Annotated in this window: 12 protein-coding genes and 3 pseudogenes; 12 read left to right on the top strand and 3 right to left on the bottom strand. The window is 37.7% G+C overall.

Going from position 1 to position 20,409, the window contains the following annotated elements; genetic code table 11:
- Window positions 1-32 precede the first annotated feature (32 nt).
- Together O3636_RS03170 and O3636_RS03165 are read right to left on the bottom strand one after the other, a co-directional pair.
- Complete coding sequence (locus O3636_RS03170) at window positions 33-998, bottom strand: LacI family DNA-binding transcriptional regulator (protein WP_261012846.1); 966 nt, start codon at window positions 996-998, stop codon at window positions 33-35.
- Window positions 979-2,433: a sucrose-6-phosphate hydrolase gene (locus O3636_RS03165; RefSeq protein WP_371641679.1), complete on the bottom strand. Its 1,455-nt coding sequence runs from the start codon at window positions 2,431-2,433 to the stop codon at window positions 979-981. The genes O3636_RS03170 and O3636_RS03165 overlap by 20 nt, the downstream gene beginning before the upstream one ends.
- Window positions 2,434-2,812: 379 nt before the next feature.
- Between O3636_RS03165 and O3636_RS03160 the strand changes: the two genes are divergently transcribed.
- The 3 genes from O3636_RS03160 (at window position 2,813) to O3636_RS03150 (ending at window position 7,342) form a co-directional block, all read left to right on the top strand.
- Window positions 2,813-4,699, top strand: coding sequence for a sucrose-specific PTS transporter subunit IIBC (locus O3636_RS03160; protein WP_371641677.1), 1,887 nt, complete (start codon window positions 2,813-2,815; stop codon window positions 4,697-4,699).
- A 149-nt stretch (window positions 4,700-4,848) separates the two neighbouring features.
- The gene (gene scrK / locus O3636_RS03155; RefSeq protein WP_371641675.1) at window positions 4,849-5,736 is read left to right on the top strand and encodes a fructokinase ScrK; all 888 of its coding nucleotides are present in this window, start codon (window positions 4,849-4,851) and stop codon (window positions 5,734-5,736) included.
- Between the two features lie 349 nt (window positions 5,737-6,085).
- Window positions 6,086-7,342, top strand: coding sequence for an ISL3 family transposase (locus O3636_RS03150; RefSeq protein WP_371641673.1), 1,257 nt, complete (start codon window positions 6,086-6,088; stop codon window positions 7,340-7,342).
- A gap of 137 nt (window positions 7,343-7,479) precedes the next feature.
- On the opposite strand, the gene O3636_RS03145 is transcribed toward O3636_RS03150, so the two are convergent.
- Window positions 7,480-8,097, bottom strand: a complete 618-nt coding sequence (locus tag O3636_RS03145) for a TVP38/TMEM64 family protein (RefSeq protein WP_000076168.1) — start codon at window positions 8,095-8,097, stop codon at window positions 7,480-7,482.
- A 147-nt stretch (window positions 8,098-8,244) separates the two neighbouring features.
- On the opposite strand from O3636_RS03145, the gene O3636_RS03140 reads away from it, so the two are divergent.
- The 9 genes and pseudogenes from O3636_RS03140 to O3636_RS03100 all read left to right on the top strand — a co-directional run bounded on the left by O3636_RS03140 (window position 8,245) and on the right by O3636_RS03100 (window position 20,363).
- A complete protein-coding gene (locus tag O3636_RS03140; protein ID WP_301352117.1) occupies window positions 8,245-11,235 on the top strand; it encodes a type I restriction endonuclease subunit R in 2,991 nt (996 codons plus the stop codon).
- Between the two features lie 400 nt (window positions 11,236-11,635).
- Window positions 11,636-12,130 (top strand): annotated as a pseudogene (locus O3636_RS03135) (DUF6261 family protein).
- A gap of 129 nt (window positions 12,131-12,259) precedes the next feature.
- Window positions 12,260-14,992 (top strand): ATP-dependent RecD-like DNA helicase, encoded by a 2,733-nt coding sequence (locus O3636_RS03130; protein ID WP_301352119.1) that lies wholly within the window; start codon window positions 12,260-12,262, stop codon window positions 14,990-14,992.
- A 26-nt stretch (window positions 14,993-15,018) separates the two neighbouring features.
- Window positions 15,019-16,272 (top strand): restriction endonuclease subunit S, encoded by a 1,254-nt coding sequence (locus tag O3636_RS03125; RefSeq protein ID WP_301352121.1) that lies wholly within the window; start codon window positions 15,019-15,021, stop codon window positions 16,270-16,272.
- A gap of 20 nt (window positions 16,273-16,292) precedes the next feature.
- Complete coding sequence (locus tag O3636_RS03120; RefSeq protein WP_301352123.1) at window positions 16,293-16,994, top strand: hypothetical protein; 702 nt, start codon at window positions 16,293-16,295, stop codon at window positions 16,992-16,994.
- Window positions 16,995-17,012: 18 nt separating this feature from the next.
- Window positions 17,013-18,443, top strand: coding sequence for a nucleotidyltransferase (locus tag O3636_RS03115; protein WP_301352124.1), 1,431 nt, complete (start codon window positions 17,013-17,015; stop codon window positions 18,441-18,443).
- 72 nt (window positions 18,444-18,515) lie between these two features.
- Window positions 18,516-18,596, top strand: a pseudogene (locus O3636_RS03110) (type II toxin-antitoxin system RelE/ParE family toxin); the annotation flags it as partial.
- Window positions 18,589-18,708: pseudogene (locus O3636_RS03105) on the top strand (restriction endonuclease subunit S); the annotation flags it as partial. The pseudogenes O3636_RS03110 and O3636_RS03105, both read left to right, overlap by 8 nt.
- Before the next feature lie 53 nt (window positions 18,709-18,761).
- Window positions 18,762-20,363, top strand: coding sequence for a type I restriction-modification system subunit M (locus O3636_RS03100; RefSeq protein WP_371641670.1), 1,602 nt, complete (start codon window positions 18,762-18,764; stop codon window positions 20,361-20,363).
- The last annotated feature ends 46 nt before the right edge of the window (window positions 20,364-20,409 follow it).

The raw sequence follows: 20,409 nt of genomic DNA, 5'->3' as shown, positions 1-20,409 counted from the left end.
ACTCAGACGAATTGGTCTGAGTTTTCTTGTGCTTAAATACTTTTTCCTGGTAATAGTGTAACTGGTAAAAAGTAACCAGTTGTCGCAACTTCCTTGCCTTCAATCTTTTGCAAGAGAAGATCAACAGTGAGGCAGGCAATCTCTTCCAAAGGTTGCTTCACAGTCGTCAAATGAGGATAGTAATTTTCGATAAAGTAGGTCCCATCGTATCCGATGACCTTGAGCTCTTCTGGGACAGAAATGCCCAGTTCTTGAGCGATTTTAATGACCAGAATAGCTGTTAAGTCATCTGAAGCAAAAATGGCCTCTGGTCTTTGTCGAGTCAAGATATTCTTGATTTCCATTTCTTTTCTGACGGGAGAAAAGTCACTGGAAACATTGATAATAGGTGCTTTGGGGAGAACAGATGCAAAGCCAGCGTGACGTAGTCCAGTTGGCGAATTAGAATTGTCATTCCCTGTAATCATGATGATAGACTGGGCACCTGTCTTGACTAAGGTCTGGGCTGCGAGAACTCCACCAGCATAGTTGTCAGAGGAGACGACTGGAATGTCTGGTGACAGATTTCGGTCAAAGGAAATAATCGGCGCCGTCACACGATTGTAGTCTTCGATTCCCAAGTTGTGACTACCCGAAATGATGCCGTCCACCTGATTGGCTTCCAACATTTCGATGTATTCACGTTCCTTTTCAGAATCGTGCTCACTGTTGCAGATGATGGTCTTGTACCCATTTTTGAAGAGTTGGTGTTCCAATTTATCAATCAATTCTGCATAGAAAACGTTGGAAATATTGGGGAAAATCAAGCCGATTAACTTAGCCGATTTTCCTTGCAGACTACGAGCTAGGTTGTTGGGTTTATAGCCCAATTCCCGCATGGCTTCATTAACCTTTTGAATGGTTTTTTCAGATAAATACCCTTTTTTATTGATAACCCGAGAAACGGTAGTTGGGCTGACGCCTGCAAGTTTGGCGACATCAGTTAGTTTTGCGACCATAATCTAATTCATAGTAAGTTCCAGTTGGGTTTCCAGATTTGATCAGGATCCCATTTTGGTCTGCATGTGGGAAGACACGACCAGAAAATACTTTTTCTCCTTTATTGATGAAAATTTCAAAGACAGAGTTATCGATGAAGATTGTAGCAGTAGTAGCCTGGTTATCGATTGGGCAAGAACGAGTTGTCCCAAATTCTTGGGCGTACTGTTCACCAGCCTGGCTACGATCCACTGTTACTTGACCATTTACAAGGTCAAAGTTGATTGAAAGTCCCTTGCCTTCTTTGTCAGCAAGTAAGACAATCTTGCTCTGACTATTGGCTTCCAAGTTGAGTTCAAGTTCATAGGTGTTCTTTGTTTGAGCACGGTTTGAGAAGGCTTCTTCAGACGCACGAAGGTCCTTGATCGCTGAGACTGGGTATTGGTAGAGTTTACCGTCTTTGATAGTCAGTTCTTTGACCAAAGAGAAGGTTCCTTGATGGTCAAAACGGTCAGATGGATAAGAAACATCTGGTAAACCAAGCCAGCTAACTGCTAGAGCACGTCCATCAGGAGCGTTGAAGGCTTGAGTTGCATAGGCTTCAAAACCATAATCCATGTTTTGAAGTTGAGACACATCTACCATTTTGGCATTTTCAGGGTCAAAGGAAGCTCCGATTTTATACATATTTGGATAGATATTGTCGTAATCTAGAACATCCTTATCTAATCCTTGTGGACAGTAGAGAAGGACAGGTTGCTCGCCTACAAAGACCAGATTTGGACATTCCATCATGTAGGCAGTGCGGTCGTTAGCAAAGTCAAGGTCGCCAACAGCTTGCCAGTTTGTGTAGTCGTTGTCAATAGCTTTGTAGAGACGGACGAAGCCTTTTTTCTCCAAGTCCTGTCCACCGACGATAGCATAGTATTGCCCCTTAAAGTTAAAAATTTGCGGATCGCGGAAGTGGTCGGTAGAGTCTGTAGGCTGATCGATCAAGATCTTGTCAATCTTCGTAATCTTGCCATCCTTATCCATCAAAGCCCCAATCTGGTATGGGTGACGGATCCAGTTTTCGTCGCGAACATTTCCTGTATAGAATAGGAATAAGTTATCGCCAAACTGCATGGCAGAACCAGAGTAGGCACCGTGGCTATCTAATGGAGTATCAGGCAAAATTTTGACACCAGTTTCCGTGAAGTGAACTAAGTCCTCACTTTCCAATTGCACCCAAGATTTCAAACCGTGGGCGGCACCGAAAGGAAAGTTCTGATAAAAAACAATCCACTTTCCATCAAAGTAAGAAAAGCCATTTGGGTCGTTTAGGAGTCCTGTTTTTGGCTCAACATGGTAATGAGTATGCCATGGAGATTGTGCCATATTTTCCTTAATATTCTTAATTTCTTCTTGCGTCCAATCTTGATAAAGTCTGTAACGACGCTCAGTTGTCCATTCCATTCTTTCATTCCTCCAAAAATCTTATCACTTTTAATAGTAACCGTTTTCGGAAAAAAAAGCAAGACTTTTATGTTAAAAAAGAGAAAAAACTGTCAAACGTTTGTCATAAAATAAATGCAGGAAATCAATCAAATTTTCACGAAAACATGAAAGATAATGAAACGAAACCCTTTTAACCAAGGTTTCAAACTTATTTTTTCAAGGAATACCTGATAAAACAGTCAAAAACAATCAAACTAAAGCGTGTCCACTAAATGGATAGAATATTTTTTCTGCAAAACGCTTGACATATTTCTAAAACATGATAAAATAATAGTCGTAGGGCGAATAAAATCGCTTTCAAACAAGAACAAAATTTTATATAAGGAGATTTTTGCAAATGAACAATCAGGAAATTGCAAAAAAAGTCATCGATGCCTTGGGCGGACGTGAAAATGTCAACAGTGTTGCCCACTGTGCGACTCGTCTACGTGTCATGGTCAAAGATGAAGGAAAAATCAATAAAGAAGTGATTGAGAACTTGGAAAAAGTTCAAGGTGCTTTCTTTAACTCAGGTCAATACCAAATCATCTTTGGTACAGGTACAGTTAACAAAATGTACGATGAAGTTGTTGCACTTGGTTTGCCAACATCATCTAAAGATGACATGAAAGCAGAAGCTGCTAAACAAGGGAACTGGTTCCAACGTGCTATCCGTACTTTTGGTGACGTTTTCGTTCCAATCATCCCAGTTATCGTAGCGACAGGTCTCTTTATGGGTGTGCGTGGTCTTTTCAACGCTCTTGAAATGCCACTTCCAGGTGACTTTGCAACTTACACTCAAATCTTGACAGATACAGCCTTCATCATCTTGCCAGGTTTGGTTGTGTGGTCAACCTTCCGTGTATTTGGTGGAAATCCTGCCGTTGGTATCGTTCTTGGTATGATGCTTGTTTCTGGCTCACTTCCAAACGCTTGGGCAGTCGCTTCAGGTGGTGAAGTAACAGCTATGAACTTCTTTGGTTTCATCCCTGTTGTTGGTTTGCAAGGTTCTGTTCTTCCAGCCTTCATCATCGGGGTTGTCGGAGCTAAATTTGAAAAAGCTGTCCGCAAGGTTGTTCCAGATGTCATTGACCTCTTGGTAACACCATTCGTGACACTTTTGGTCATGTCTATCCTTGGACTCTTTGTTATCGGACCAGTCTTCCACGTTGTTGAAAACTACATCCTTATTGGTACAAAAGCAATTCTTGGCTTGCCATTTGGTCTTGGTGGTTTCTTGATTGGTGGGGTTCACCAATTGATTGTCGTGTCAGGTGTGCACCACATCTTCAACTTGCTTGAAGTGCAATTGCTTGCTGCTGACCATGCTAACCCATTCAACGCGATCATCACTGCGGCTATGACAGCTCAAGGTGCTGCGACTGTTGCGGTTGGTGTTAAAACTAAAAATCCAAAACTGAAAACACTTGCTTTCCCAGCTGCTCTTTCTGCCTTCCTCGGTATTACAGAGCCTGCTATCTTCGGGGTGAACTTGCGCTTCCGTAAACCATTCTTCCTCTCATTGATTGCTGGTGCAATCGGTGGTGGATTGGCTTCTATCCTTGGACTTGCTGGTAATGGTAGTGGTATCACCATCATCCCTGGTACAATGCTTTATGTTGGTAACGGACAACTTGCCCAATACCTTCTTATGGTAGCTGTATCATTTGCACTTGGTTTTGCCCTTACTTACATGTTTGGTTATGAGGATGAAAAAGAAGTTGCTACTGAAGCGGCGACAGAACGTTTGGTTCAAGAAGAAACAACTGGCAACATTCCAGCAGCTCTTCAAAATGAAACACTTGTAACTCCTATCGTCGGTGATGTTGTCGCTCTTGCTGATGTCAATGACCCAGTCTTCTCAAGTGGAGCTATGGGACAAGGTATCGCTGTGAAACCAAGTCAAGGTGTGGTTTATGCACCAGCTGATGCTGAAGTTTCAATCACATTTCCAACAGGGCACGCTTTTGGTTTGAAAACAACTGATGGTGCTGAAGTTTTGATCCACGTTGGTATTGACACTGTATCTATGAATGGTGAAGGTTTTGAAGCGAAAGTTGCTCAAGGTGACAAGGTTAAAGCGGGCGATGTTCTTGGAACATTTGACTCAAACAAAATCGCTGCAGCTGGACTTGATGATACAACAATGGTTATCGTTACAAATACAGCTGACTACGCTTCAGTAGCTCCAGTCGCAACAGGTTCAGTTGCGAAGGGGGATGCCGTTATTGAAGTGAAAATTTAATCAATCCTCTCTAATGTGAAAACGAACAAATGACATGTTTGTTCGTTTTTGCTTGAATGGTAAGATTTACAGAGGAAAATCTAAAAAATAGAGAAATTTAGACTTTCGAAATATGCTATAATAAAGAAAATAAAAACAAGAGGTTTATCATGACAAAATTATATGGAAGCTTGGAAGCGGGCGGTACAAAGTTTGTCTGTGCTGTCGGTGATGAAAACTTTAACGTTGTAGAAAAAACACAATTTCCAACAACAACTCCAATCGAAACAATCGATAAAACCATCGAGTTCTTCTCAAAATTCGATAATCTTGCTGGTCTTGCAGTTGGTTCATTTGGTCCGATTGATATTGACAAAAACTCAAAAACTTATGGCTTTATCACAACAACTCCAAAACCTCACTGGGCAAATGTGGACTTGCTTGGTGCCCTTCGTCGTGCCCTAAACGTGCCAATGTACTTCACAACAGACGTAAACAGCTCTGCTTACGGTGAAGTGGTTGCCCGTAACAATGCTGGTGGTCGTATCGAAAACTTGGTTTACTACACAATCGGTACAGGTATCGGTGCAGGTGTTATCCAACGTGGTGAGTTTATCGGTGGTGTGGGTCACCCTGAAATGGGTCACTACTATGTTGCTAGACACCCAATGGATATTGACAAAGAATTCAACGGTGTTTGTCCTTTCCATAAGGGATGTCTGGAAGGCTATGCAGCTGGTCCAAGTTTGGAAGCTCGTACAGGTGTTCGTGGGGAAAACATTGAACTCAACAACCCTGTTTGGGATGTTCAAGCCTACTATATCGCTCAAGCTGCGGTCAATGCGACAGTGACTTTCCGCCCAGACGTGATTGTCTTTGGTGGAGGGGTCATGGCTCAACAACATATGCTGGACCGTGTCCGTGAGAAATTTACATCTCTTCTTAATGGCTACCTACCAGTGCCAGATGTGCGTGATTACATCGTCACTCCAGCAGTCGCAGGAAATGGTTCTGCTACTCTTGGAAACTTTGTTCTTGCAAAAGAAGTTTCAAAATAAAGCACAAAATCCGCTTGGGCAACCAAACGGATTTTGTAGTTGAAGACAATGTTTTTTGAGTCTTTCCTTAAGTGATTACGGACGGTAGCGACTTTCTTCGAAATTCCATACCTAAACTTTGAGCCTAATGTCTCAAAGTTTCCGAACACCTGAAACCATTCGATTTCAGGTGTTTCCATCACGGCGGAAAGGCTAGGTAAGTCCTCGCCTCACTATCGAAAAATAGGCTCTATAATATTTGTAGTGGGTAAATCCCCTATAGATATTATGGAGCCTATTTTGTTGTAGAAAAAAAGTCCCATAAGATCTATAATGAAAAGCGACCAAACAACTCATTAGAAAGATTCATATGGAACAATTACATTTTATCACAAAACTACTCGATATTAAAGACCCAAATATCCAATTTATGGATATCATCAATAGGGATACACACAAGGAAATCATCGCTAAACTGGATTATGAAGCCCCATCTTGCCCTGATTGCGGAAGTCAAATGAAGAAATATGACTTTCAAAAACCGTCGAAAATTCCTTACCTTGAAACGACTGGTATGCCTACTAGAATCCTCCTTAGAAAACGCCGTTTTAAGTGCTATCAGTGCTCTAAAATGATGGTCGCTGAAACCTCTCTCGTCAAGAAAAATCACCAAATACCTCGTATCATCAACCAAAAGATTGCTCAAAAGCTGATTGAAAAAACTTCCATGACCGATATTGCTCATCAGTTGTCTATTTCAACTTCAACTGTCATTCGCAAGCTCAATGACTTTCACTTTAAGCTTGATTTTTCTTGCCTTCCTGAGATTATGTCTTGGGACGAATATACCTTTACAAAAGGAAAGATGAGTTTCATTGCACAAGATTTTGATAATCTCAGTATCATCGCTGTTCTTGAAGGTAGAACACAGGCTGTCATCCGAAATCACTTTCTTCGATACGATAGAGCTGTCCGATGTCGAGTGAAAATTATTACTATGGATATGTTTAGTCCCTATTATGATTTGGCTAAACAGCTTTTTCCGTGTGCTAAAATCGTTCTATATCGCTTTCACATTGTACAACATCTTAGCCGTGCCATGAGTCGTGTGCGTGTCCAAATCATGAATCAGTATCATCGAAAATCCCATGAATACAAGGCTATCAAGCGTTACTGGAAACTTATCCAACAAGATAGTCGGAAACTCAGTGAGAAACGTTTTTATCGCCCTACTTTTCGTATGCACTTGACGAATAAAGAGATTCTAGACAAACTATTGAGCTATTCAGAAGACTTGAAACACCACTATAATCTCTATCAACTCTTACTTTTTCACTTTCAGAACAAGGAGCCAGACAAATTTTTCGGACTTATCGAGGACAATCTAAAACAGGTTCATCCTCTTTTTCAGACTGTCTTTAAAACCTTCCTAAAGGACAAAGAAAAGATTGTAAACGCCCTTCAACTACTCTACTCCAACGCCAAATTGGAAGCTACTAATAATCTCATTAAACTTATCAAACGAAATGCATTTGGTTTTCGGAACTTTGAAAACTTCAAAAAACGGATTTTTATCGCTCTGAATAGCAAAAAAGAAAGGACGAAATCCGTCCTTTCTCGATCTTAGCTTTTCTTCAACCCACTACAGTTGACAAAGAGCCGAAAAATATGCATGATTTCCATACCAAAGTATATTTAGCATCAAGCCATAGTCAATCTACGCTTTAAAAATCCGCTTGGGAAACCAAACGGATTTTTTATGTGTCAAAGCATTTGCCAGAAAAAGTCGATAATATAGGTCAGACCGTAGGTATAAACCACGAGGGTAAAGGGTTTGGTCAGAATGATGATAGTCATATAACGCTTGAAACTCATCTTGGTCAGTGCAGCCAGCATACAGAGAAAGTCAGCCGGACTAATGGGCCAAATCATCATAAAGATAAAGAAACGGTCAAAACGATTTCCTTTATCCAACCAGCCGATATACTTGTCATAGGTGCGCTTGCTGACGACAGACTGGACAAAGGCGGCCCCATAGAGTCGCACCAGATAAAAGATAATGGCGCAGCCAATCACGATCCCGATATAGTTGTAGATAGTCCCGATGATGTGACCGTAGATAAAGACCCCAGCCACCGAGGTCAAGGCCCCAGGAATGATAGGGACGACCGTCTGTAAAATCTGTAAAAAGATAAAGAGAGGTGGCCCCCAGATACCTGCCTGCTGGATAAAGGCAGAGAGGGTTTCCTTAGACTGTAAAATCCCAGCCTGATAAGCCCAAATACAGAAAATCAAACTCCCAACACCACCGACAATGGATGAGATATTGATAACTTGCTGCAGAAGGGGAGAAACAGCTTTCATTTGTTTATCCTGTGACATGTAAACTCCTCTTAGATAGTATATTTCTACTATACCATATTTTGGAGGAGAAAGGGGGAATGAGTATTTTTGTCATGGGAAGAGTGATGGAATTTGAGCCTAAACATGCTATAATAAAGGGAGCAGACATGTAGCAAAGGAGAGAGTATGATACAGGTAAAACCAGAACTGGGGATAGAAAAACAACTGATCAGCCAACTGGTAACTGGGGAAAGTCAATGGACTTACAGAGATGACCTCAAAACAGAAGAGCAATTATGGGAAAACTTCTTTGAAAAGTTAGCTCAGAACAATGTGGCTCGATTGGCAGAACATCCCCTGACAGAACAGGAAAAACGCCAGATAAAGAATCAACTGAACTTTATTAGCTACTATGATGCGGCCAAGTGGTTGGTCGGCGAAAATGGCATTGCCAAGGTTGAAGTTCAGAGAGAAGATGCTAGTTTGGGGACTATCCGTTTATCTGTCATCTGGAGAGACAATATCGCAGCTGGTAAGTCTAGTTATGAGGTTGTCAACCAAGTCGAGAGAGATAAGATAAATCCTCAGGATCAAGACCGCAGGCTAGATGTGACCCTCTTGATCAATGGCCTTCCAATGATTCAGATTGAGCTTAAAAGTCCTCGAGTTGCTTTTTTAGATGCCTTTCATCAAATCAAGAAGTATGATAGGGAAGGCAAGTTTCGTGGCATTTACTCTAGCTTACAGATGTTTGTTGTGACCAATAAGGTAGACACACGCTATATCGCTGCAGCTAGAGAAAACAAACTCAACAAGCAATTTCTAACCAAGTGGGTGGATAAGGACAACCAACCCATAACGAGCTTGACCAGTTTTGCCCACGAAGTTCTTTCTATCCCTCGTGCGCATCAGATGCTCATGCAGTACTCTGTCCTTGATGATAGTAAGAAGGCTCTTATCCTCTTGCGTCCCTACCAGATCCATGCCATCGAAGCAGTGCAAGAAGCTTCTCGCCAGCAAGCATCAGGCTATGTTTGGCATACGACAGGTTCAGGGAAGACTCTGACCTCTTATAAAGTAGCGCGGAATCTCCTCCAAATCCCGTCTATCCAAAAGACAATTTTTGTCGTTGACCGCAGAGACTTGGACCAACAGACCACTTCATCTTTTCTCTCTTATGCGACCAATGATGTCATTGATATTGATGAGACGGATAATACTCATGATTTGGTCAAGCGACTAGGAAGTAATGATAAGCGTGTGGTGGTAACGACCATCCAGAAAATTACTACCATGATGCGTAAGTTTGAGCAAGGTCTTTACCAACGAGATGCGGACAAAATCAGGGGCCTTCGAGTGGCCTTTGTCGTGGATGAATGCCACCGTGCCGTTACGCCACAAACACAAAAAGACATTAAGGGATTTTTCCCACAGTCTCTCTGGTATGGTTTTACAGGCACACCTATCTTTAAGGAAAATAAACGCCAGCAAATCGGCGATCTAGCCCAAACCACCCAGCAACAGTACGGAGACCGTCTCCATGAGTATACAGTTAAGGAAGCCATTCATGATGGAGCTGTTTTAGGCTTTAAGGTAGATTATCGCAATACCCTCATCACGGATAAATCTGAAAATGACATACCAGATACTGTCTACGAAGATGAAGAGCATATGCTGGAAGTCTTGGATGCCATTATCAATAAATCCCGTCAACAGCTAGGATTCCAAAAAGGAGTTGGTAAGACCTACAATGCCATCCTAACCGTTAAATCCATCCCTCAAGCCCAAGCCTACTATGACCTCCTCAAACGAGTCAAGGCTGGGGAGACGAGGGTTAAGGTATCGGAAAGGGTCAAGCAGGTCCTTCCTGACTTTCCAAAGGCGACCATCACCTACTCGGTCACAGAAAATGAAGAAGACTCAAGAGCCAATCAAGACCACATGAAGCAGGTCTTAGAGGACTATAACCAAGAGTTTGATACCCATTTTACCATGGCGGATCTGCGTGGTTTTAATACGGATGTCAATAACCGTCTAGCTCGAAAGCATGACAAATACCTCTATCGAAATGAACAGTTGGACTTAGTCATCGTAGTCAATCGTCTCCTAACGGGATTTGATGCCCCTTGTCTATCAACTCTCTTTATTGACCGCAAGCCCATGCAACCGCAGGACTTGATCCAAGCCTTTAGCCGAACCAATCGTATCTTTGATTCTAGTAAGACCTACGGTCATATCATCACCTTCCAAAAGCCCCTAGCCTTTAAGGAAGCAGTGGATAATGCCCTCAAGCTCTACTCAAATGGTGGTGAAAACGAGGTCCTAGCCCCTAGCTGGGAAGAGGAAAAGAGGAACTTTTTACGGAGTTGCAGTGATTTCCAAAATCTCATCACCGATGATCCTGAGGAAGGACTCCAAATCGAGCAAATCTCTACACCTGAGTTGAGGAAACTAGCTAAAACCTATCAAGCCTTTGATAAATATTTAGCCTCTATCCGAGTGTACAAAGAGTATGATGAGGAAGAACTTTACAGTCAGACGGGACTTGATGGAGAGAAGTTGGAAAGGTATCTGGGACTTTATCGAAATGTCCTTGCAGAATTAAAAAGCCGAGTAGAGGATGATGACGATGGAGAGCCACTTGATATCCACTATGAACTGGAGTCTATCCAAGTGGACGAAATTAACTATGCCTATATCTTGACCTTAATCCAAAGCCTGATTGAACAAGGTCAGAGTCAAGAAAAGAACCTAAGCGCTCAAGATAGGGAAGCCGTGGATAACTATATTCAGAGTCTTGAGAAGACCAATCCCAATCTTGCTCAGATCATCACTGAACTTTGGAGAGAGGTACAAGAACATCCGAAAAGCTATCGTGGTCAGTCTATCGCAAATATTTTGGATCAGATGATTGAGGCTGTCATCCAGCAACATATCAAAGTCTTTAGCAAGCGCTGGTATGTCGGTGAGGATGAACTCCGTTACTATGTCGAACACTACCGTAAGGGAGCGAAAAAACAACTAGGAGAAAGTCAGCTGACCAAGAGCCAGCGCTATCAGGACTATAAGCTAGAGGTGGCGGATGCCCTCAATCCTCTCCTCTATAAAAAACAAATCAAGGAAGCCTATACCCAACTAGTGGAGGAAGTCATTGAGCCATTGAGGGTTGGAAGATAGCTCTTCGAGACTTAGAATAGGCCTACTTCCTAAAGTTTACATGTATTCTAAGCCTCGAATGATTGCAATTACATAAATTTACAAGTATTCTACGTTTCGAATTACTTATCTACAAAAGTTTTGAGGTCTTCGAGCTTTCGAATAGTCATATTTACTAAATTTTATATGTATTCTAAAACTCGAAAAGGTAAAATCTAAAAATAGTAAGAGTCTCTATCTGATGGACGGAGTGTATGTCCATCAGATAGGGGTTTTTTAATTTGAAAATGTCTGATTTGTCCTGAAAAGTACGTTTTAGATGGAAATAATGACAGTTGAGCGGAAGCGGAATAAATCTTTTAAAGTAACTGTTAGAATTATTTTAAAAGTTTACATAATGAAAAATAGAAAGAATATCATCATGACAAAAACATACGCTATTCGTCCACTTAGTTATAGTAACTTTACCAATCGTGAGTTTGAAAGCCTGATGATGGATACTCATCAAAGTTTGACCACTTTTTCTAAGGCAAACAAGGATGAATCTATGTATGCCAAACATTTGGAACCCTTCAAGACCAAGCTTGATGATTTTCAAGCTTAACTGGCGGCGGTGATCAAATATGACCAAGTGGAAAGTAAGGCGCGTGCTTCTAAGTCTACCAAGGAAGTTGGCAAGACCAGACAGCTCCGTACAGAACTTTCAACCAGCTACGAGCTCTTTATGCGCTATACCGCAGCTAGTGCAGAAGCCTACCCTGAAAAGAAACACCTGACTCAACTCCTCAAGGAACTCAATATCATCCGATATAGCAAGCGTCGTCTCATCACTAGTAGCAAGAAAGATAAAAAAACAAACCAGCAGAACCAGACCAATCATCAGGATAAAGACAACCCCTTAGAAGCGGATTTCTAAGGGGATTTTTATGGTTCCGTGGTATAATAATATGCAAAAGGAAATTACTATTTATTATATAAACTTGAAATTATTAAAATTTATATTAGGTAGATTAAAAATATATAATTTAGCAGGAGTAAAAAAACTATGAAGATTGATAAACATATTGTAGATATAAATAAAAATATTTGTAAAAATATAGAACAGATGAATATGATGAGAGAAAGAGGATTTTCTTCTCAAAATATTATGAATACTTTGAGAAATTTTGTAGAACATATTGCTGTTAAAATATATAACCATGATAATGATGTTGATTTGGAATGGAATTATCATAACATAGAACTGAGTATAAAATATATTAATGAAAAGTCAAACTATGTCTTTTTAAGAAAAATTCATAAATTTCTCCAAAAATCGGCTTCACATTATACTCTAGACGAAAATAATTCAGAGAGATTGTTACTTAAATATTATGAATATATGCTGAAAATAAAAAAATTTTTACTAACTAATTACAAATTTGAAGTTTTAGAAAATCTAGAAAAATTTCCCCTCTATATGGATACAATGTCTGAAGAATATTATGCAAAAATTGCTGATGTAATTGATAATCCAGAATATCCAATAACAGAGAGTGAAAGATATTACATACAAAAAATCAAACCATTTTTTGTGAATCAAAATATCTATTATGAAGTAACATATACCAGTACATATGGTGCTGGTAAAAAATCAGAGAGAATAACAGCGTATACTAATAAAGAAATTATGTCAAATTATGCAACGAAGCTATATATAAGAAATGAAAAAATAAATATATATGGTTCTACCCTAACTATATCAGTAATTGCTGATTGGGATGTTGCTATTCGTCCGTGTGAATTTCATTCATTAAGCCGTATCCTAAAAATTGGGGGAGATGAAGTGAAGTCTTCACACATGGAATATAGAATTTTAATGGCGTTTCTAAAGAAAAATCAAATAAATTTAATTGATATTATAGAATTAAATCAGGAGTTATATCAAAAAACTAAAGCTTATGTCAACCAAAAATCACAGGTATCTTATATCTTTGATATTTTAGATAATGCTAGAATGATAATTCAGGCAAACAATTCGGGCTCTAATATACTAAGATACTTACTGTTTCATATGAATAATGAGATTTTAAAAGAACAGTATTTTTATGATAATCATCCATATAATAAATGTGAAGGAGGAAATATAAAATTATCTGGTCTTCGATTAAAATGGGGGTGTATTCCTTTTGATGAGATGCCGTTTTGCTCTTCTTTAATAAATCATAATCCTAAAATATATGATTTATTAGCTTGTATTGATGATAGTGGGAAAGATAGCGAATTTCTAGCGAGACTAATAAAAAATAATACTGAGATTCATGGGAAAATATACACATCAATAACTGAATTGTCAGAAGAATACTCTGAAAGAGTTGAGGCTTTAGCTTGGCAGTATAATGAAAAAATAATAAGTAAACATGAAGGAAGAAAATTAAAAATTGAAAATGGACAAGTCTTTATTTCACAATATGAAACTGATTCACTTGAAGTTTTGAAAAAATTAATAGACTTTTCAAGAGATAATAATAAAAATCATACTCAATCAGTTGAGAGATGGTTAGAAACAAGCGAACATAGTATTGATGACCCTTTTAAAAAAGAGAAACTAACCTCACTATTTTCTGATTCTGCAGTTGCTTTAATATATGGTTCTGCCGGAACAGGAAAAACATACTTTATAAATCATATTGCACAATTTTTTAATTCAGCAGATAAATTATTTTTATCTGTGACACATACAGCAGTTGAAAATTTAAGAAGAAGAATCAGTTCATCGAATTGTGAATTTTCAACGATTCAGAAAATCAAATATAAAACAGAAATAAAATGTGACATATTATTTGTTGATGAGTGTAGTATGGTGAGTAACTCCGATATGGCAGAATTGCTAAAAAAAATCTCGTGTAAATTTCTAGTTTTAGTGGGTGATATTTTCCAAATTGAGGCTATTCAGTTTGGAAATTGGTTCGAACTTGCTAAAAAAATTATAAAAACGGAGGCTATAATAGAATTAGACACTCCATATAGAACACGGGATGATGGTCTGATTGAGGTTTGGGATAAAGTAAGAAATATTGAGCCTGACATTATGGAGCATTTATCTCGAAAAGACTTGAATTTTCAATTGGATGCCAGTATATTTGAAAAAGTTCATGAAGATGAAATTATTCTAAGTTTAAATTATGATGGAATCTATGGCATTAATAATATAAATAGATTGTTACAAGCATCAAATCCTCATCAAAGTATCAAATGGAATTCTAAATTTTATAAAATTAATGATCCTATAGTCTTTAGTGAGTCAAGTAGATTTAATGGAGTTTTGTATAACAATTTAAAGGGAATTATTAGAGATATACAAGTTATCGAAAATAGTGATAAAATTATTTTTACAATAGAATTGTTAGGAGTGGTTTTAAATGGATTAGATGTTTCTGATAGTGAGATAGAACTTTTGGAAAGTGGCAACAATAATAATTCTGTTATTAGGTTTAGTGTAGATAGATATAGTAGTGCAGATGAGGATATAGAAGATAATTCGGCGACAGTTCCTTTTCAAGTATCGTATGCAATTTCAATTCATAAGGCTCAAGGTTTGGAGTATGAATCTGTAAAAATTGTTATCACTAATGAAGTAGATGAACAAATTAATCATAATATTCTATATACTGCTATGACACGAACAAAAAAATATCTTAAATTGTATTGGAGTCCTGAAACAGAGAATTTTGTGATTTCAAATTTAAAGAAAAAAGACATAAATAAAGATTATAATTTATTAAAAATGAAGTTGTAGTATAGAAATGAGGTTTATTAAGAACTATGGGGAAGAAAGTCATTCCTAGAATTAGATTTCATGAATTTGAAAATACTTGGACTAAATCTAAATTAGGAGAATTATACGAAGTTTATTCCGGGAACACTCCGTCACGATCTGATAGTAGAAATTATCAAAATGGAGAAATTCCATGGATAAAAACAACAGATTTAAATAATTCTCTAATATGCTCTAATGAAGAAAAAATCTCAGTTTATGGAGCAACAAAATTAAAACTTTTACCTGAAAATTCTGTATTGATAGCAATGTACGGTGGATTTAATCAAATTGGAAGAACAGGGTTACTAGCTTATCCTGCTACGATTAATCAAGCCCTAGCTGCTTTGATGCCAGTCAATGAAATTAATCCAAATTTTCTACTAAATTTTTTAAATTTTAAAAAGGAAAGCTGGAGAAATGTTGCAGCGAGTAGTAGAAAAGATCCTAACATTACAAAAAATGATGTAGAAAAATTTATAATATCTTTTCCATCTTTAGAAGAACAATCCGCCATCGGATCCCTTTTCTGCACCCTCGACGACCTTCTAGCGAGCTACAAGGATAATCTCACCAACTACCAATCCCTCAAGGTGGCCATGCTCTCAAAGATGTTTCCCAAAGCTGGACAGACTGTACCTGAGATTCGTTTGGATGGATTTGAAGGTGAGTGGGAGAAAACTACCTTAGAAAAATCTACAGATCGGGTAAAATCCTACTCTTTGTCAAGAGATGTTGAGACAAATCAAGATACAGGTCTAAAGTACATACATTATGGTGATATTCATCTAGGAAAAGTTTCTATGATAGATGATGGAAATTCAATTCCATACATTAAATCGGATACAAAAATGAATGAATTTCTACAGCAAGGAGATCTAATTTTTGCTGATGCTTCAGAGGATTATAAAGGAATTGCAGAAGTTGCAGTTATAGCTATAACTTTATCAGAAAAAATAGTTGCAGGGCTTCATACAATAGCTGTTCGACCTTACTCAATTTTTGATTCTATTTTCTTATATTACATGTTTAAAACTCAAACGTTTAGAAAATATGGTTATAAAGTTGGTACAGGTATGAAAGTTTTTGGAATAAGTCCATCAAACTTAATGAAATATGAATTTTTATACCCTGATAAAAAAGAACAACAAGCCATCGTCTCTTATTTCTTAAACCTTGATAACCTCATCTCTGCTCACCAGGAAAAAATTTCTCAGTTAGAAACACTGAAGAAGAAACTTTTACAATATATGTTTTTATAGATTTTATGGAGGATTTTCTGTTGTTTGATATTTTTATTGGATTATTAACAAATGTTATATGGGTAATAATCGGATTTGCATTTGCAAACAGAAAAAGAATTAAAATGTATTTAGATGTGCTTCGTTACTGGAACAAGGATATTAGATTTAGTATTGCTTATTTATATAGAATAAAAATTGCTAATAAGTATCTTTTGATAAAAGGGGAGCATATAGATCAATATCAACCTGTTGGAGGTGTTTATAAAGTTTATGATTCATTCAAAGAGTTAGAGACTAAATTTGAAATTAGATTTGAGAATGAAGTGGGATTTTATGAGGAAGGGGATTTACGCTTTTTTTCTAAAGGTAAGTATGTATTAAAGATTTTAGATTGGTTTAATTCTAGAAAAAATCGTGAAATATCAGTGTATAGAGAATTTTTAGAAGAAATAATAACAGATAATATTCTTCCTAATGAAGCTTTAAGGAATATAAGAATTGAGTATATTAAACAAATAGAACCTAGAATTAGATTTTCAACAAATTATCAAAAAGAAGAAATTCTAATATTCGATATTTACGAAATATATTTACCAAAAGAATATGAGAATCTAATATCCGATTATCAAAGTAAGCATGATACGATCAAGTTAATAGATTTTCGAGATATTGAAAAAGAGTGCGTACAGATTAATGAATTTTCTAAAAAAATCGGTGCACATTCAAAATATATTTTATAAGATATTTGAGGTATTAAATTGAAAAAACTAAGACCTATTCCTGAACTTGAAGAATTGATCGAAAGTATTGATATTTCTGATGCAAATTACGAAAAAGCAACAAATAGATATTATTCCATAGTAGATTATATTTCCGATTCAGAATTATCTAATTATAGACCAGATATTTTTTTACAAGGATCTATAAAACTTGGTACTGCTATAAAGCCACTTACTAATGATGGAAACTATGATGTTGATATAGTGTGTAATTTTACTGGAAAACATATGCTTGAACAGTCTCAAGAGGATTTAAAAAATTTGTTAGGGAAATGTATAAAGAGTTACATGCAAAAACATAGTATGAAGAAGGAACCTTATAATGGTAATAGGTGCTGGACGATTGAATACAGCGATGATGTGAATTTTCATGTTGATATTTTACCTAGCGTTCCGTATGGCGATTCTCAAACTGATGATATAGCAATCACTGATAAGAGGCATCATGATTTTAATAATTTATCTAATAGTTGGGAAATAAGTAATCCAAAAGGTTATTATAAATGGTTCCGGGCTCAGTCTAATTTTGAGCATTATAAAGAAGAGTATAAAAGATTAAATCAAATTTTCGAGGAATTTCCTGAATATACAATTAAAACACCTTTACAAAGGATTGTTCAATTATTAAAAAGGCATGCAGAAGTATGTTTTGAGAATGAATTGGAGTACAAACCTTCCTCAATTATTATTACAACGCTAGCTGCTAAATCTTATCAAAAGGTTGTTTCTAAAAGTGAAACATTTGAAGAATTATTAGAAAATGTAATTTTACATTTGATTGAGGGAATAGATAATGACAGCACCAATCGTAAATGTGTACTTAATCCTGTAAATGAAAAAGAAAATTTATCTACAAAATGGAGTGAGGATGAACGTTATTTCAAAAAGTTTCTATATTGGTTAGAACAACTTTACTCAGATTTTAGTACAAATATTGAATTTTCAGATTCGATGAAAATGTTTTATATTAGACGAAGTATAGATAATAAAAATTTTAATATTGGAATAGATTTGAAAGAACTATCGTATTATGAAAAAAGTGAATGGTCAGAATCATTAATTTTACCAATAAGTATCAGTGCTTCTTTTAGACAAGATAATATTAGGAAACGTATTAAAAGTGGAGATGTAATATCGAAAAATGGAGATATTGATTTTGAATTAAAAGGTAATTTTCCGCCAACATACGATATCTATTGGAAGGTTACTAATACCGGAATGGAAGCGACAAATGCTAATTGCCTTAGAGGAAATTATTTTAAAGGAAAAAGAATTTTAAAAGAGAAGACCTCGTATTTCGGTAGACATTACGTTGAAGCTTATATTGTTAGTAATAATATTTGTTACGGTAAAACTATCCCTTTTGAGGTAAATATTACTAACACTTTTTTAAGTGGTTTAATTAACTAATTACTTATATAATATAGAAGGTATGAAAAAATGTATTATCTATAAATAGAATTATTTGAATAGACATCATAAAAGACACCTAGAAGAGAGATCGAGAAAGCCAAGCGGGAGTTTCAAGATTTGAAGGAAAGAGGGCTAAGAGATGAAGAATAGTGCCATCGGCGCCTACTTCTCCAACCTCGATAAGATCATCAGCTCTTACCAAGAAAAAATTTCTCAGCTTGAGACTTTGAAAAAGAAACTCTTGCAAGATATGTTTATATAGGTGATTAGTGATAACTTTTAACAATTATATTTCAAAACTTAGAAAGAAACATTATGGAAACAACACAAACTTCCCAGTCGCTCTATCAAGCTCTGTGGAACTCAGCGGATGTTCTCCGCTCTAAGATGGATGCCAATGACTACAAGTCCTATCTTTTGGGTATGGTCTTTTATAAGTACCTGTCAGATAAGATGCTCTTTTTCGTGGCGGAGACCATGGAGGAGGGGAGTGAGAGTCTAGAGGCTGCTCTTGAGGTCTATCGTAACTACTATGAGGATGCGGACACCCACGAGAATCTTCTTGTAGTCATGAAGGACGAACTCAACTACAGTATCAAGCCTGAGTTGACCTTTACGGCTCTTGTAGCACGTGTCAATGAGGGAACTTTCCAGCTGGAAGATTTGGCTCAAGGTTTTCGTGATATCGAGCAGAGTGATGAACTCTATGAAAATCTCTTTGAAGATATTGACCTCTATTCCAAAAAGCTAGGGGCGACTCCGCAAAAGCAAAACCAAACGGTGGCGGCGGTCATGAAAGAGTTGGCTGTGCTAGATGTGGCTGGTCATGCTGGTGATATGCTGGGGGATGCTTATGAGTATCTGATTGGTCAGTTTGCGACTGACTCGGGTAAGAAGGCTGGTGAGTTCTATACACCTCAGCCTGTTGCCAAGCTTATGACACAGATTGCCTTTTTGGGTCGTGAGGACCAGCTAGGCTTTACCATATATGATGCGACTATGGGATCTGGCTCCCTCTTGCTCAATGCCAAGAAATACTCTCATAAACCGCAGACAGTGGTCTACTTTGGTCAGGAACTCAATATTTCGACCTATAACTTGGCTCGGATGAACATGATTCTACACGGTGTTCCTGTTGAAAATCAATTTCTCCACAATGCCGATACGCTAGACGAAGACTGGCCGACTCAAGAACCAACCAACTTTGACGGTGTTCTCATGAACCCACCATACTCTGCCAAGTGGTCAGCAAGTTCAGGCTTTATGGCGGACCCTCGTTTCTCTCCTTTTGGGAAACTAGCGCCCCAGTCCAAGGCTGATTTTGCCTTTCTTTTGCATGGTTACTACCATCTCAAGCAGGATAATGGAGTTATGGCTATCGTCCTTCCTCACGGGGTTCTTTTCCGTGGAAATGCGGAAGGGACCATTCGTAAGGCCTTGTTAGAAGAAGGGGCCATTGACACGGTTATCGGTCTACCTGCCAATATCTTCTTTAATACCAGCATTCCGACTACGGTCATCATTCTCAAAAAGAACCGTACCAATCGTAATGTCTACTTTATCGATGCTTCTAAGGAGTTTGATAAAGGGAAAAACCAGAATATCATGACGGATGCTCATATCGAGAAGATTCTGGAAGCCTACAAATCTCGTGAGGAGATTAACAAGTTTGCCCATCTAGCGAGCTATGAAGAAATTGTCGAAAATGACTACAACCTCAATATCCCTCGCTATGTAGATACCTTTGAGGAAGAAGAAGTTGAGCCACTGACAGATATCGTCAGCAAGATTAACACGACAAATGAAGCAATCCAAACCCAAACCGCTTCCCTACTCGAAATGCTCGGTCAACTCCATGGAACCACACCAGAAGCTGATGCTGAACTCAAAGAGTTTTTGAAGGATTTTAAAGGGTGATGGGGGAAGTAGCGGAGATTGTAAAAGAAAAAATAGCTTGTCTAAG

Origin of the sequence: Streptococcus sp. 27098_8_76, assembly GCF_041432315.1 — a bacterium.
Classification (GTDB): Bacteria; Bacillota; Bacilli; order Lactobacillales; family Streptococcaceae; genus Streptococcus.
This window is presented reverse-complemented; position numbering and strand designations above follow the sequence as displayed.

What these genes read in the sequence shown, in the direction of transcription:
- O3636_RS03170 (WP_261012846.1), bottom strand. Translation starts at nt 998, where the DNA reads ATGGTCGCAAAACTAACTGATGTCGCCAAACTTGCAGGCGTCAGCCCA.
- O3636_RS03165 (WP_371641679.1), bottom strand. Translation starts at nt 2,433, where the DNA reads ATGGAATGGACAACTGAGCGTCGTTACAGACTTTATCAAGATTGGACG.
- O3636_RS03160 (WP_371641677.1), top strand. Translation starts at nt 2,813, where the DNA reads ATGAACAATCAGGAAATTGCAAAAAAAGTCATCGATGCCTTGGGCGGA.
- scrK (WP_371641675.1), top strand. Translation starts at nt 4,849, where the DNA reads ATGACAAAATTATATGGAAGCTTGGAAGCGGGCGGTACAAAGTTTGTC.
- O3636_RS03150 (WP_371641673.1), top strand. Translation starts at nt 6,086, where the DNA reads ATGGAACAATTACATTTTATCACAAAACTACTCGATATTAAAGACCCA.
- O3636_RS03145 (WP_000076168.1), bottom strand. Translation starts at nt 8,097, where the DNA reads ATGTCACAGGATAAACAAATGAAAGCTGTTTCTCCCCTTCTGCAGCAA.
- O3636_RS03140 (WP_301352117.1), top strand. Translation starts at nt 8,245, where the DNA reads ATGATACAGGTAAAACCAGAACTGGGGATAGAAAAACAACTGATCAGC.
- O3636_RS03130 (WP_301352119.1), top strand. Translation starts at nt 12,260, where the DNA reads ATGAAGATTGATAAACATATTGTAGATATAAATAAAAATATTTGTAAA.
- O3636_RS03125 (WP_301352121.1), top strand. Translation starts at nt 15,019, where the DNA reads ATGGGGAAGAAAGTCATTCCTAGAATTAGATTTCATGAATTTGAAAAT.
- O3636_RS03100 (WP_371641670.1), top strand. Translation starts at nt 18,762, where the DNA reads ATGGAAACAACACAAACTTCCCAGTCGCTCTATCAAGCTCTGTGGAAC.